General features: G+C 55.9%; 12 protein-coding genes. 9 read left to right on the forward strand and 3 right to left on the reverse strand.

The features are described 5' to 3' along the window. A complete protein-coding gene (locus DFP98_RS09295) occupies positions 1-1,557 on the reverse strand; it encodes a Ppx/GppA phosphatase family protein (protein WP_116060312.1) in 1,557 nt (518 codons plus the stop codon). A 374-nt stretch (positions 1,558-1,931) separates the two neighbouring features. Here DFP98_RS09295 and citZ point away from each other — a divergent pair, with 374 nt between their 5' ends. The 6 genes from citZ to DFP98_RS09330 all read left to right on the forward strand — a co-directional run bounded on the left by citZ (position 1,932) and on the right by DFP98_RS09330 (position 7,506). Then, positions 1,932-3,047, forward strand: a complete 1,116-nt coding sequence (gene citZ, locus DFP98_RS09305) for a citrate synthase (protein WP_116060314.1) — start codon at positions 1,932-1,934, stop codon at positions 3,045-3,047. Between the two features lie 161 nt (positions 3,048-3,208). Further along, complete coding sequence (gene icd, locus DFP98_RS09310; protein ID WP_116060315.1) at positions 3,209-4,501, forward strand: NADP-dependent isocitrate dehydrogenase; 1,293 nt, start codon at positions 3,209-3,211, stop codon at positions 4,499-4,501. A gap of 171 nt (positions 4,502-4,672) precedes the next feature. Further along, positions 4,673-5,617: a malate dehydrogenase gene (mdh, locus tag DFP98_RS09315; RefSeq protein WP_116060316.1), complete on the forward strand. Its 945-nt coding sequence runs from the start codon at positions 4,673-4,675 to the stop codon at positions 5,615-5,617. Between the two features lie 192 nt (positions 5,618-5,809). Then, the gene (locus tag DFP98_RS09320; RefSeq protein WP_116060317.1) at positions 5,810-6,241 is read left to right on the forward strand and encodes a hypothetical protein; all 432 of its coding nucleotides are present in this window, start codon (positions 5,810-5,812) and stop codon (positions 6,239-6,241) included. 129 nt (positions 6,242-6,370) lie between these two features. After that, positions 6,371-6,946 carry a hypothetical protein gene (locus DFP98_RS09325; RefSeq protein WP_116060318.1) on the forward strand — a complete coding sequence of 192 codons (576 nt, stop codon included), beginning with the start codon at positions 6,371-6,373 and terminating at the stop codon, positions 6,944-6,946. Positions 6,947-6,948: 2 nt separating this feature from the next. Continuing rightward, complete coding sequence (locus tag DFP98_RS09330) at positions 6,949-7,506, forward strand: YobA family protein (RefSeq protein WP_181917587.1); 558 nt, start codon at positions 6,949-6,951, stop codon at positions 7,504-7,506. Positions 7,507-7,997: 491 nt separating this feature from the next. Here the strand turns inward: DFP98_RS09330 and DFP98_RS09335 are convergent, their stop codons facing one another. After that, entirely contained in the window at positions 7,998-8,804 is an 807-nt protein-coding gene (locus tag DFP98_RS09335) for a sugar phosphate isomerase/epimerase family protein (protein ID WP_116060320.1), read from the reverse strand. Continuing rightward, entirely contained in the window at positions 8,801-9,409 is a 609-nt protein-coding gene (gene yfbR, locus DFP98_RS09340; protein ID WP_116060321.1) for a 5'-deoxynucleotidase, read from the reverse strand. The genes DFP98_RS09335 and yfbR overlap by 4 nt, the downstream gene beginning before the upstream one ends. A 121-nt stretch (positions 9,410-9,530) precedes the next feature. Between yfbR and DFP98_RS09345 the strand changes: the two genes are divergently transcribed. The 3 genes from DFP98_RS09345 to DFP98_RS09355 all read left to right on the forward strand — a co-directional run bounded on the left by DFP98_RS09345 (position 9,531) and on the right by DFP98_RS09355 (position 13,728). Continuing rightward, positions 9,531-11,063 carry a fumarate hydratase gene (locus DFP98_RS09345; RefSeq protein ID WP_116060322.1) on the forward strand — a complete coding sequence of 511 codons (1,533 nt, stop codon included), beginning with the start codon at positions 9,531-9,533 and terminating at the stop codon, positions 11,061-11,063. A 24-nt stretch (positions 11,064-11,087) separates the two neighbouring features. Then, complete coding sequence (pnpS, locus tag DFP98_RS09350; RefSeq protein ID WP_116060323.1) at positions 11,088-12,887, forward strand: two-component system histidine kinase PnpS; 1,800 nt, start codon at positions 11,088-11,090, stop codon at positions 12,885-12,887. Between the two features lie 118 nt (positions 12,888-13,005). Beyond that, positions 13,006-13,728 (forward strand): response regulator transcription factor, encoded by a 723-nt coding sequence (locus DFP98_RS09355; RefSeq protein ID WP_116060324.1) that lies wholly within the window; start codon positions 13,006-13,008, stop codon positions 13,726-13,728. Positions 13,729-13,748: the final 20 nt, after the last annotated feature.

Here is a 13,748-nt window from a genome sequence, read left to right on the forward strand (position 1 = left end):
TCAGGCAGGCGAGTGGTCTTCCTGGATCGTTTGCAGATCGGGAGTCATTCCCCATATTTTTTTGAATTCCTTGGCCATATTGCCGACTTCCATCTGTTCGACGGGAAGCGGATGTTCGGACTCGGCGAGCAGCTTCAAGTGTTTTCCTTTAACCGAGATGTGGAGCGAGGAGATCGCCTGCGACTCGCTGCGGTCCAGCGCCGAAGCTAGCAGCAGCAGCGCTCCAAGCTTGCCGATCGTCTCCGCGTCTCCGTCCGCAAGCATCGATTGATAGGGAGATAGCTTGCGTTTTAAGGAGCTTGCGCTCCGGTAGGAGGCAATTCCGGCAGCCAGTATTTTTTCCCGGTGGGACAGGCCGTTCCAGTGGGTGTGCAGCAGCATATAGAACGTATGGTCCGCACAGTCGTTGTAGTCGATCATTGCGCCGATTCGGAACAGTCTGGCGGCCGTATCCAACAGCCTGCGGCTGCCGGCGGGAAGCGGAGATACGATGTTCAACTGCTCGAACAGCGCCACGGCCATTTTACGCACCTGCTGCAGATGCCCTTCGGGCGCTGCGGGATATAGAGCGGCCAGATTGCGAATGCTTTCCTCAAGCACGTCGTCGTTGGATTGAGGCGGCGGATAAGGGCGGCACGTTTCGTAAAACAGTCCGTCCCGCAGGCCGGTGCCGCATACGACCAGCGTCGAAGATCGGGCATGCTCGACGACGCCCCGCAATATCGCGAGTCCCGGCACGATGACATCGCCTCGGTCTTTGGATAGGCCGGGGCGTTTTCTGCGCTGGGGGACAGGGAGCCGGGCCAGATCGTCCAGCGTGGCGGATACGTCGGAGGCGGGCAGCTCATAGCCGTGCAGATGCGGGAACGGATAGTCGATCTCCCGCTGGCGAAGCTTGGCCAGCGCCCGGACGGTGCCGCCGAGACCGATCAGGGGCAGGCCGGGATGCTGCGCAATCCAGTCGGCTTCTTGCAGCAGCCGTTTCGTTTCCGCGACGATCGCGGTCAGCGTCGCTTGCTCTACAGCGGCTTCTCCTAAGCCGTAACGGGCGGAGACATTGACGCAGCCGATCGGGAAAGACACGGCCTGAGCGACCTTCCGCTCGCGGATCAGCGTAATCTCGGTGCTGCCGCCGCCGATATCCACGACGAAGCCGTCGGCGAAACGCAGACTGTTCAACATGGCCGCGCTGCCGATGCGAGCCTCCTCTTCGCCGGATAATATTTCGATGTCGACGCCGGCGGCGGAGCGAAGCCGCCGGATCACGTCCTCGCGGTTGGCCGCCTGACGAATAGCCGCCGTAGCGACGGCGCGGACGCGTTCGGCCCCGTGCTTGGCGCATATGCGGACATAGTGGCGCAGCACTTCGGCCAGCTCATTCACCGCTTCCTCGGGCAGGGTGCCGTCGGCAGCCATGCGCTGGCTCAGCCTGGCGGACCAGCGGCCCTGGTCTACAACTCTGTAAGCTCCGCTAACCGTCAATTGATAGACGGACAAGCGAACGGTATTGGATCCGATATCGATAATTCCGGTTATCCGGTTCGTAGTTGCGCGCATTTTCCAAGCCTCCACCTGTTTTGAACCTTTGCTATTTCGCTATTGTAGCATAGAATTAACCGGCGGAATAATGAGGAAGACCGATGCAAGAATGTTTTGTGATGAGTCCGATAAATCATTTTTATACCCCTATCGGTTCCATTCGCCTGTGAAATCGATTATCATTAAAAAAGGTCAAAAAATGTTAAGATTGCTGCGGTTTGCGTACAATATCAAGCTGAGAGCGCTTGTGGCTTGCGAGCAAACATATATGGCGCATGTTCAAAAAGTCAAATCGGACTCTTTGAGCTACTTCATATTACGGGCATCCCTCTCGGCGAGGGTGGAAGACAAGCCGACGGACATGAATTTTCCGGTCAAAGGAGAGAGAAAATATGACAGCAACCAAAGGCCTTGAAGGCATCGTCGCGGCGAAGTCCTCTATCAGTTCCATTATTGACGGCGTTCTGACCTATCAAGGAATTAACATCGACGAACTCGCGGAAAAGGCTTCGTTCGAGGAAGTCGTCTATTTGCTGTGGCACGGCAAGCTCCCGAACCAATCCGAGCTTGACGAATTAATTGCGCAATTAGGTGAATACGCTTCTGTTCCGGCCGAAGTGATCGCAGGCTTGCGTCTGTATCCGAAAAACGCCAACTCGATGGCTGCGCTGCGCACGGCCGTATCCAGCCTGGCGCTGTACGACGCCGAAGCGAACGATATGAGCAGCGAGGCGAACTACCGCAAAGCGGTGAAACTGCAAGCTCAGCTGCCTACGATTGTAGCCGCGTTTGCCCGCATTCGCGAAGGCAAAGACCCGGTAGCTCCGAAAAAAGGCGTAGGAATCGCCCATAACTTCCTGTACATGCTGACGGGCGAAGAGCCTGCTCCGGTCGCTATCCAGGCGATGGACAAGGCGCTTGTGCTTCATGCGGACCACGAGCTGAACGCTTCGACGTTCTCCTCTCGCGTAACCGTAGCGACGTTGTCCGACATCTATTCCGGCGTAACTTCCGCAATCGGCACGCTGAAAGGCCCGCTGCACGGCGGAGCGAACGAAGCGGTCATGATCATGTTGGACGAGATCGGTTCCTTGGAGAACGTGGAGCCTTACATCCAGAACAAGCTGGACAACAAGGTCAAAATTATGGGCTTCGGCCACCGCGTGTACAAGAACGGAGATCCTCGCGCCAAGCACCTGATGCAGATGTCGCGCCAGCTCGGCGAGCTGAAAGGCGATATGACGCTGTACGAGATGTCCATCAAGATCGAGGCGCTCGTAACGGGCCAGAAGGGGCTTAAGCCGAACGTAGATTTCTACTCGGCTTCCTGCTATACGATGCTGGGCATTCCGCGCGATCTGTTTACGCCGATCTTTGCGATCAGCCGCGTATCCGGCTGGACGGCCCACATTTTGGAGCAATATGAAGACAACCGTCTGATCCGCCCGCGCGCGGAGTATGTCGGTCCTGTAGACCAACACTATGTGCCGCTCTCCCAGAGAGGCTAAAGCTTGTCTGCAAACCCGCTGTCCTCGGAGTATGCAGACACGCCGTAAGGCAGCAAAGCGGGTAGCCGGCGGGTTGCCTCCATCGCTGCTTGGCGCGAGGCGAGCCGCCGGTTGTTATGCCAATTTCAATATAGATCGTATTCAGGAGGAGAAACGTAATTATGAAACTCGAAAAATTCGCAGCGCCGACTTCCGGCGAGAAAATCACAGTAACGAACGGCGTACTGAACGTACCTAACAATCCGATCATCCCATTCATCGAAGGCGACGGCACGGGCCGCGACATCTGGAAAGCTTCCAAGCGCGTGCTTGACGCAGCTGTAGAGAAAGCTTACAACGGCGAGAAGCAAATCGCTTGGTACGAAGTGTTCGCAGGCGAAAAAGCATTTAACGAATACGGCGAATGGCTGCCTAACGATACGCTCGAAGCGATCCGCGAAATGATCATCGCAATCAAAGGTCCTCTGACAACGCCAATCGGCGGCGGCATCCGTTCCCTGAACGTTGCGCTCCGTCAAGAGCTTGACCTGTATGTCTGCTTGCGTCCGGTTCGTTATTTCCAAGGCGTTCCTTCCCCGGTTAAACGCCCTGAGCTTGTAGATATGGTTATCTTCCGCGAAAACACAGAGGACATCTATGCCGGCATCGAGTACCAATCCGGTACGGAAGAAGTTAAAAAAGTGCTTGAGTTCCTGCAGAAGGAAATGGGCGTCAAAAAAATCCGTTTCCCGGAAACTTCGGGCATCGGCATCAAGCCGGTATCCGAGGAAGGCTCCAAGCGTCTCGTTCGCGCTGCGGTCGAGTACGCGATCAAGCATAGCCGCAAATCCGTTACGCTGGTTCACAAAGGCAACATCATGAAGTTCACGGAAGGCGCGTTCAAAAACTGGGGCTACGAAGTGGCCGAGCAAGAATACGGCGACAAAGTGTTCACATGGGGCCAATACGACGCGATCAAAGCCGAGCAAGGCGAAGAGGCGGCTAACGCGGCTCAGAAAGCGGCTTTGGACGAAGGCAAAATCCTCGTGAAGGATGCAATCGCCGACATCGCTCTGCAACAAGTTCTGACTCGTCCGACAGATTTCGACGTCATCGCGACGCTGAATCTGAACGGCGACTACCTGTCCGACGCGCTGGCTGCTCAAGTCGGCGGCATCGGCATCGCTCCGGGAGCGAACATCAACTATGCGACCGGTCACGCGATCTTCGAAGCGACGCATGGCACGGCTCCTAAATATGCGGACAAAGACGTCGTTAACCCGGGCTCCGTTATTCTGTCCGGCGTTATGATGCTTGAGCACCTCGGCTGGCTGGAAGCGGCCGACCTGATCTACAAAGGCCTCGAGAAATCGATCGGCAGCAAAGTCGTCACTTACGATTTTGCCCGTCTGATGGAAGGCGCAACGGAAGTGAAATGCTCCGAGTTCGCCAACGAGATTATCAAAAACTTCTAAGAAGCACGACTAGAGAGAGACCGTCGTCCGATTCGGACGGCGGCTTCTCCTTCAATTGGGGAATAATCCATAATACAGGCCCGGAACGAGCAATCGTCCGGCTAAGGAGCTGCGGCGAAATTAGCGGAACTTTATTCCATCGCAGTCTCCAATGACGAGGAGGACAACCAAATGGCAATCAAACGTGCGAAAATTACGGTCGTGGGCGCAGGCTTCACCGGCGCGACTACGGCGCTGATGCTGGCCCAGAAGGAATTGGGCGACGTCGTTCTGCTCGATATTCCCCAGCTTGAGAATCCGACGAAGGGCAAGGCGCTCGATATGCTGGAATCGACCCCGGTCCAAGGGGTGGACGCCAACATTATCGGTACGGCGAATTACGCCGATTCGGCCGATTCCGACGTTGTCATCCTTACGGCGGGTATCGCGCGCAAGCCGGGCATGAGCCGCGACGACCTCGTGAACACGAACGCGGGCATCGTGAAGTCGGTGTGCGAAAATATTAAGGCGACAAGTCCTAACGCGTATGTGCTCATTCTGTCCAACCCGGTCGATGCGATGACCTACGTGGCCAATAAGGCGCTCGGCTTCCCGAAAAACCGCGTCATCGGGCAATCCGGAGTTCTGGACACCGCTCGCTACAACACGTTCCTTGCGCAAGCGCTCAACGTGTCCGTAGAGGACGTGCGCGGCGTTGTGCTTGGCGGTCATGGCGACGATATGGTTCCGCTCGTTCGCTATACGACAATCGGCGGCATCCCGGTCGAGAAGCTGCTTCCGAAGGAGCAGATCGACGCGATTGTGGCTCGTACACGCACCGGAGGCGGCGAGATCGTGAATTTGCTGGGCAACGGCAGCGCGTATTACGCTCCGGCGGCTTCCCTTGTACAGATGACCGAAGCGATTCTGAAGGACAAGAAGCGTATTTTGCCGGTGATTGCGCTTTTGGAAGGCGAATATGGCTACAGCGACCTGTTTATGGGCGTTCTGGCCGTGCTCGGGGGCGATGGAATTGAGAAGGTGATCGAGCTGGACTTGACGGCGGAAGAAAAGGCCGCGCTAGAGAAGTCTGCGGAATCCGTTCGCAATGTCATCCAAATTGTCGAGAACGCCTAACGGCCCTGGGAGCAATCGCCGAATCCTGCTTTACAGCGGGATTTCGGCGATTTTTTTGCGCTTTGCGGCGATTTTGCCTCGAGGAAGACTGCGTTTTTACCGTTTCGGCGGGAACAGTTTTGCTCGTCCGATTTTTTTGTGTATACTTAGGATGTCATAGTTTGGTGTATTGATTAATGGAGGTTGCGACTAATGGCGAATGTAATGTTGTTTTTGCACGTAGTAGGAGCGGTTGGAATGGGCATATACGCGATTCTGCCGTTCGTGGTCGGAAAGTTTAAGCAGCTGTCCGGCTCAGCGCAAGAGGGACTGGCTCGCGGTCTGATCTCCGGCGGCAGAATCGGGCAGTATTCGTTGGTGCTGCAATTGATTACCGGGGGTTACTTGCTGACGGGATTAAACGTGTCTTACAGCGTTTCCTGGATGATAGTCGTGGGCGTGCTGTTCATTGCAATCGGCGCCTTGTCCGGAATTGTGCAAGCGCCGCTTAAGATGATCGCAGCCGCGTCCGTCAAAGGCGAAAGCGCAAGCTCCTCGATTTCGAAGGTTCAAACGTTGAGCTCGATTATTTTCGTTCTGTTTTTGGTTATTATCTGGCTGATGCAAGTGCCTTGGTACAAGTAATAAGTCGTGGGCCGAATAATTGCATGAACCCTCGTTCGCTTGGCGGACGAGGGTTTTTGGTCTGGCTTTTAACGAATATTGGAACAATTCCACTGCTTGGTGCGTCAGAGTCACTGAGGTGATGCAGAAATGAAAGCTTCGTTGGCGCTGATGACGTGTCTCCTGCTCATGTTGTACGGAGGCATGATTGCTGCGCCGGGTAAAGCGCACGCCTGCTCCTGCGCGGCGCCTCCATCGGTAGAGGAGGAGCTGAGCCGCAAGACGGCGGTATTTTCGGGCACGGTAACGAAGGTGGTCAAGCCGGACAAGATGATCATCGACAGCTCAAAAGATTTGGTAGAAGTTACGTTCAACGTCAAAAAAGTGTGGAAGGGCGAACTGAGCAAACAAACGAAGGTGTATACGGCGATCGGCGAGGAAAGCTGCGGTTACGTTCATTTCAAGCAGGGCAGCCAATTCATCGTGTCCGCTTACGGAACTTCCGATCGGTTGGAGACGGGAGTATGCGAGCTGACGAAGCCGATGGAGCAAGCCGGAGCGGCGTTAGAGCAGTTGGGAGAGGGATACGAACCGGAGAGCAAGTCCGGAAGCAGACTCGCCGAAGGAGACGGCCCGGTCTGGCCGTGGGTCGCTTTGCTTGTCGCTGTTGGAATTGTCGCGTTGCTCCTTGTTCGGAACAATAGGAGAAGCAGAGGAGGAGAATGAACATGCGGAAAAAAGGGAATCTGCTGGCGCTTCTGGCCGCGCTAGTCTGTCTGCTCGTCGCTTGCGGCGAACGGACGACGGGAACGGCGGCAAATAACGGTGCCGGACAACCGTCCGGGGAGCCGGAGTATGATTATACGGGTTATATCGTCGACATGAGGGACGGACGAATTCTTGTCACGGGCTCTGAGGAGATGGACTTTAGCGCCAACGGGGGAGCGAGCCATTACTACGAAGCGATTTGGTATCAGTATGCCGGATCGGAAGTCGACATCGGCCAGCAGGTCCGGGTATGGTCGGACGGGGCGATCGCAGAATCTTACCCGGCTCAAGGCAAGGCCAAGCGAGTTGAAATCGTTGCGGCGCAGCAGCCCGACGGTGCCAGCTTGGCGACGGAGGAAGCCATCCGCCAAGCGCTCAAAGCTCCCGAGGCCGGGGGTATGTTCCCGCCTTCCGTCATAGCTGCCGAATACGAAGCCGATAGCGGCCAATGGCTGATCGAGCTCGCGCACAACGGGGAAGCGGAGACGGTCGTCATTACGATACCGGATGCGAAATAATAGAAGAGTCGGCTCCCATAAGCGATTCAAGTTCATACAATCCCTGATTTTGGTCTATTTATACGATTTATCGAACAAACGCCCGCCGTTTGAGCCTGAGCAGAGCAGCTTTGTACGATTTATCGAACAAACGCCCGCCGTTTAAGCCTGAGCAGAGCAGCTTTGTACGATTTATCGAACAAACGTACGCCGTTTAAGCCTGAGCAGAGCAGCTTTGTACGATTTATCGAACAAACGCCCGCCGTTTGAGCCTGAGCAGAGCAGCTTTGTACGATTTATCGAACAAACATCCGCCGTTTGAGCCTGAGCAGAGCAGCTTTGTACGATTTTCCAACTAACTTCCCAGCGTAAACTCATGTGTACAAATAGATCAGCTATAAAAAGGTAGGGGCGCAATCCTCGAAAGGAAAGGCCCCGCCTACTCGACCATGCACTTTTTTCTGATCGATCATCTCAAGCAACTCTGCTTATGAGGCAGCCTCACTTGTATTTTATGCGAGCCACTCGTCCCAGCGCCGTTCCAGGTAATTCTTCATCCATAGGCACACTTCCCAGAGATCGGAGACGGGCTGACGAGTAAACGGCAGCGTCTGCAAGTAGCCCGGAGGCCCGAACTCGGGAACGAAAATCAACTGGTCCGCTCCTTGATCGCGACGATGGCGAGCGATGGATCGCCACCAAGCGTCGTGCGCCGCAAGCGCTTCTGCATGCTCGGGAGCGGCCGGATGATTGACCTGCGGTCCTTCGGCATGTCCGACACGGGCGTGAACGTACGAGGCGCGGGCCGTGATGCCGGCCATCCGTTCGGCCTGATCCTCAAGCAAGGATTCGCATACGACGCACCAATGGCTGAAGTCGGCGCAAAGACGCAGCCCCGACACGTCGTTCAGCAAGCGCTCCGTCGTCCATGGCGTATACATAGCCCGTCCGCGATGCGTTTCATGAACGACGGGGATACCGAAAGAGCGTTCAATCTCTACCGCTTGACGGTAGAAGCTCAACTGTTCCTCGTAAGGCATATCGTCCTTGGCGCTGTGCACGTTAACCAGCACCGGCGAGAACGACGCCGCTCGCTCCAGCTGGCTTCGAAGCGATTCGAGGTGATCGCCGCCTGTGAACGCCATCGACGAATATTCCAGTCCATAGCGCTCCAGCAGCTCGCGGAACAGCTTCTCCTCTTCCGGCCCGGGAGGCGGGCTCTCGACTCCTGCATAACCGGCGTCCGCGATGCGCGCGAACCTTTCCTCAAGCGACCAATGCTCCATTCCCCATAACGATTTAAATACTTTCAGCTTCATGATGGCTCATCGTCTCCTTCGTTCTCGGACAGTTCGTCGATTGTTTTTGCAAAGCTTGGCGCCAGATGGACGAGAAACCATTCGACTTCAGGCAGTTCGAGCTGCTTCAGCTTTTCATCTACCTGCTTGCGGGCGGTGGCGAATTCTCGGTTTCCTGCGGACATTTCGCTGGTGCACTTCAGATAGGCGTCCAGCAGGTCGGCGGCCTTTAGCAATTTGGACAGCTCCGGGTCGGACGGCTTGCGAAAGAGCAGGGGCGCATAGCTTCCGCGAAGCGGCTCAGGCACGTTGGCCAGCAAGCGCTCGGAGGCCATAGCCTCTATTTCTCGGAAATTCGCGAGAATCCGCGGATTCTGATGCTTCACAGGCGTCGGAATATCGCCGGTGAATACCTCTGCGGCGTCATGGAACAAGGCGTAGGCGGCAAGCTGCTCCGGCTGGATGTCCCGGCCGAATATTTCCCGTGCAATAACGCCAAGGGCGTGAGCGATCAGCGACACATGAAAGGAGTGCTCGGCGACGTTCTCCGGATGCGTATTGCGCATCAGACTCCAGCGTTCGATGTGCTGCAATCGGTATAAATACGCCAAATAATGATTGGCCATGAAGGAGGCATCCTTTCTTCGGCAAGTCGGAATTGCTCGACTTTGTTACAACTTGTACGGAGTATCTTGTGCTATTATATAATGTATAGGAGTCAACGAATAGAGAGGGGATTCTGCACTTATGTCATCAGCATTCGAACAAAGCGTATACAAGCTCATCGTCGAAACATCTACGAATCTTCCGGCGGATGTCCGCCGTGCCATAGCCGCCGCTCGCGAGGCGGAGGATCAGGCAACTCGCGCAGGACTGTCTCTGTCTACCATCGCGCAAAATATCGAAATGGCCGAGTGTAACGTCTCGCCGATCTGCCAGGATACCGGCATGCCTACTTTTGTCGTTCACACGCCAGTCGGCGCGAATCAGATCGTTATGAAACGGGAAATTCGGAGCGCGATCGCTCAGGCGACGAAAGACGGGAAGCTCCGTACCAACTCTGTCGATTCGTTGACGGGCGCCAATACGGGGGACAACCTCGGACCGGGAACTCCGGTTATTCACTTCGAGCAATGGGAGCGCGACGAAGTCGATGTGCGCCTCATTCTCAAAGGCGGCGGCTGCGAAAATAAAAACATTCAATACAGCCTGCCTTGCGAGATCGAAGGACTCGGCAAAGCCGGACGCGATCTTGACGGCATTCGCAAATGCATTCTTCATGCGGTATATCAGGCGCAGGGCCAGGGCTGCAGCGCGGGTTTTATCGGAGTTGGCATCGGCGGCGACCGGACGACCGGCTACGAGCTGGCGAAGCAGCAGCTGTTCCGCAACGTAGACGACGTTAACCCGATTTCGGAGCTGGCTCAACTGGAGGACTATATTCTAGACAAAGCCAACCAGCTTGGCATCGGCACGATGGGCTTCGGCGGCAACGTTACGCTGCTCGGCTGCAAAGTCGGCGTAGCCAATCGGCTTCCGGCCAGCTATTTTGTCTCCGTCGCATATAATTGTTGGGCTTATCGTCGTCAAGGCGTGCTGCTGGACGGCGATACGCATGAGATCAAGAGCTGGATCTACGAGGGTGGCTCGAGCGTTCCGATGAAGAGCAAGGAGGCCGATTCCGCCGAAGCGCCGAGAGGGAAAGAGATCATACTGCAGATGCCGCTTACGGAAGAAGACGTGCGCGGCTTACGGGTAGGCGACGTCGTCATTCTGAACGGCGAGATGCATACCGGACGCGATGCGCTGCACAAGCATTTGATGGACCATGACGCTCCGATCGATTTGAACGGCGGAGTTATTTATCACTGCGGTCCGGTTATGCTAAAGGACGAAGACGGTTGGCACGTGAAGGCAGCCGGACCGACGACGAGCATTCGCGAGGAGCCGTACCAAGGCGATATTCTGAAAAAATTCGGTCTGCGCGCGGTGATCGGCAAAGGCGGCATGGGACCGAAAACGCTCGCCGCGCTCAAGGAGCACGGGGCGGTTTATTTGAACGCCGTCGGCGGCGCAGCCCAGTACTATGCGGAATGCATCAGGAAGGTGAACGGCGTCGACTTTATGGAATTTGGCATTCCGGAAGCGATGTGGCATCTTCAAGTTGAAGGCTTTGCGGCGATCGTCACTATGGATGCACACGGCAACAGCCTGCATGCCGACGTCGATAAAGATTCGAGAGAGAAGCTGGAGAAGTTCAAAGACGTCGTATTCGCATAACGAAGAAGGAGAGCAAGCCCGATTATGACCAAGTTTCGCCTCAAGCTCACCATGCTCTTCGTGCTCCTGATTGGCTCGTCCGTGCTGGCGGCCGGCTTGCTCATGGGCAATTCCTATCAGAAAAACCATCAGGCGGCTTTGCGCGATCATATGATTCGGGAATTGCACGTCCTGAACGCGGCCGTGCCTTGGCCGGATAAGCTGAACGAGGCTGAAGCGAGCGAATATTTGCAGCAGCAGGCGCAGCGGTTTAAGGAAATTGCCGAGATGCGAATAACGTATATTCGGCTGGACGGGACCGTCATAGGCGACTCCGACCACGATCCTCTGACAATGAACCGTCATCTGGACCGAGAGGAGGTACGCGAAGCGCTGGCCTCCGGAACGGGGAGCAGCGTCCGCTACAGCGACACCTTGAAAGAACGAATGATGTACGTGGCGATCAAGGTGAGCGGGACAGAAGGCGAGAGCGACTCCGGGATCGTGCGGCTGGCGATGAGTCTTGGCGATATCGAGCGCAGCTTGGACAGAATGTGGTTGGCGCTGATTTCAGCTCTACTGCTGTTGTTCATCGTCGCCGGAGCAGTCAGCTATCGGGTGGCGCTCGGGGTGACGCGTCCGCTGGAGCGGATGACTTCGGCGGCGAAACGAATGGCCGATATGGACTATGCAACGCGGGTGCCCGACGGCGGCAAGGACGAGGTGGGAGAGCTGGCGAAGGCGCTGAACGCGATGGCGGCAAGCCTGCAGCACCAGCTCGACGAAATCCGCAGCAACGGGGATCGGCTGCAGAGCGTACTCGACAATATGACAAGCGGCGTTGTCATGATTGCGCCCGACGGCAAGATTACGCTGTACAATCGCGAAGCGGAACAACTGCTCGGCAGCTCGGTTCGCGAGCGAGTCGGCCGAAGCGTCACGGAAATTCGCCAACATTTCGAGCTGATCAACCTGATCCGCGAAGTGTTGGAGCAGCCGGCGTACGTTCGCGAAGAGCTGACTGTGTACTACCCGGAGGAACGGCTGCTTGAAATTCATATCGTGCCGATGACGATGGGCGGGGACGATGAACAGGGCTTGCTGCTCGTGCTGCAGGACGTAACGGCGATTCGTCGCCTGGAGCGGATGCGCAGCGAGTTTGTCGCGAACGTCTCGCATGAGCTGAAGACTCCGGTGGCTGCGGTGAAGGGCTTTGCGGAGACGCTACTGGCGGGGGCGATGAACGACGAGGAAACGGCGAGATCTTTCCTTACGATTATTCAGGACGAAAGCGATCGACTGAATCGTCTGATTGGGGATATTTTGGAGCTGTCCAAGATAGAGTCCCGCCGTTCTCCGCTGCAATTTTCGCCGATCGATCTTCCGGCTTTCCTCGGGCGGATGGCTGAGCTGCTGTCGCCGGAAGCGGGCAAGAAGAGCATTGAGTTGAACGTGCAAGCAGAAGAGGGCTTATTCCTCGAAGCGGACGAAGATCGTCTGGGCCAGATTCTCATGAATCTGTTGCAGAACGGGATCAACTATACGCCAGAGGGCGGAAAAGTGAAAGTAACTGCGGAGGTCGTGGAGTCCGGAGACGGGGAAGAGGAGCTCGTGCGCATTACGGTAGCGGATACCGGGATCGGCATTCCGAAGAAAGATGTTCCCCGTATTTTCGAACGCTTCTACCGCGTCGACAAAGCCCGTTCGCGAAGCTCCGGAGGTACGGGATTGGGCTTGTCCATCGTGAAGCATCTGACCGAGCTGCATCGCGGAACGATTCGGGTGGAGAGCGAGATCGGCGCGGGCTCGAAATTTATTTTGGAACTGCCGCTGCTGCAGCCGTAAACGTTCCGTTTCCGATTTTACATTCCGTTAACATTTGAATGACGTTGGCTTTACAGTGGTATGATAAAACTAACATAGTGAGCCAATAAGGCAGCAAACTGCCGAACCGGAGGTACGCATGTCGGACAAAGTTTTGATTATAGAGGACGAACCGACGCTTGCCCGTCTCGTAACCTACAATCTTTCGCAGGAAGGCTATGAAACGGAAGTGGTAGGCAACGGAGCGGAGGGGCTTCATAAAGCGATACACGAATCCTATGCGATCATCTTCCTGGATTTGATGCTTCCAGGCATGAACGGTTTCGAGGTGCTCCAGAAGCTGCGGCAGAACGGGGTGCGCACGCCGGTCATCATTCTGACCGCAAGGAACGCCGAGGAGGAAGTCGTTCAGGGGCTTAAGCTCGGAGCGGATGATTATATTACGAAGCCGTTCGGCGTCGCCGAGCTGCTGGCTCGTACGACTGCCGTGCTTAGACGTTCGCGCAATGAAGAGAGCAAGCCGGCAAAGGCGACGGACGGGGAGAAGGTCATCACCATCGGCGATTTGCAGATTTTTCCCGATAAGTACGAGGTATGCTCGGGAGGGCAGTGGATCACGCTGCGGCCGAAGGAATTCGAGGTGCTGCTGTATTTGGCGGAACGCCCCGGCATCGTCATTACAAGGGACGATTTGATGAACGTGGTGTGGGGCTTCGATTATATCGGAGGTCAGCGAACCGTCGACGTGCACGTAAGCTCCCTGCGCAAAAAGCTCGAATTGAACCAACAGAGCGTTCAGATCGACTCGATCCGCGGCGTCGGCTACAAGCTGTTCATGAATCGGAAAAGTACGTCCAATTAGCTTATCGCACTTAATAACGA

Origin of the sequence: Cohnella phaseoli (genome assembly GCF_003386235.1) — a bacterium.
Taxonomy (GTDB): Bacteria; Bacillota; Bacilli; order Paenibacillales; family Paenibacillaceae; genus Cohnella; species Cohnella phaseoli.

Coding starts and splice junctions, on each gene's coding strand:
- pnpS (WP_116060323.1), top strand. CDS start 11,088: ATGACCAAGTTTCGCCTCAAGCTCACCATGCTCTTCGTGCTCCTGATT.
- mdh (WP_116060316.1), top strand. CDS start 4,673: ATGGCAATCAAACGTGCGAAAATTACGGTCGTGGGCGCAGGCTTCACC.
- DFP98_RS09295 (WP_116060312.1), bottom strand. CDS start 1,557: ATGCGCGCAACTACGAACCGGATAACCGGAATTATCGATATCGGATCC.
- DFP98_RS09330 (WP_181917587.1), top strand. CDS start 6,949: ATGCGGAAAAAAGGGAATCTGCTGGCGCTTCTGGCCGCGCTAGTCTGT.
- citZ (WP_116060314.1), top strand. CDS start 1,932: ATGACAGCAACCAAAGGCCTTGAAGGCATCGTCGCGGCGAAGTCCTCT.
- icd (WP_116060315.1), top strand. CDS start 3,209: ATGAAACTCGAAAAATTCGCAGCGCCGACTTCCGGCGAGAAAATCACA.
- DFP98_RS09320 (WP_116060317.1), top strand. CDS start 5,810: ATGGCGAATGTAATGTTGTTTTTGCACGTAGTAGGAGCGGTTGGAATG.
- DFP98_RS09345 (WP_116060322.1), top strand. CDS start 9,531: ATGTCATCAGCATTCGAACAAAGCGTATACAAGCTCATCGTCGAAACA.
- DFP98_RS09325 (WP_116060318.1), top strand. CDS start 6,371: ATGAAAGCTTCGTTGGCGCTGATGACGTGTCTCCTGCTCATGTTGTAC.
- DFP98_RS09335 (WP_116060320.1), bottom strand. CDS start 8,804: ATGAAGCTGAAAGTATTTAAATCGTTATGGGGAATGGAGCATTGGTCG.
- DFP98_RS09355 (WP_116060324.1), top strand. CDS start 13,006: ATGTCGGACAAAGTTTTGATTATAGAGGACGAACCGACGCTTGCCCGT.
- yfbR (WP_116060321.1), bottom strand. CDS start 9,409: ATGGCCAATCATTATTTGGCGTATTTATACCGATTGCAGCACATCGAA.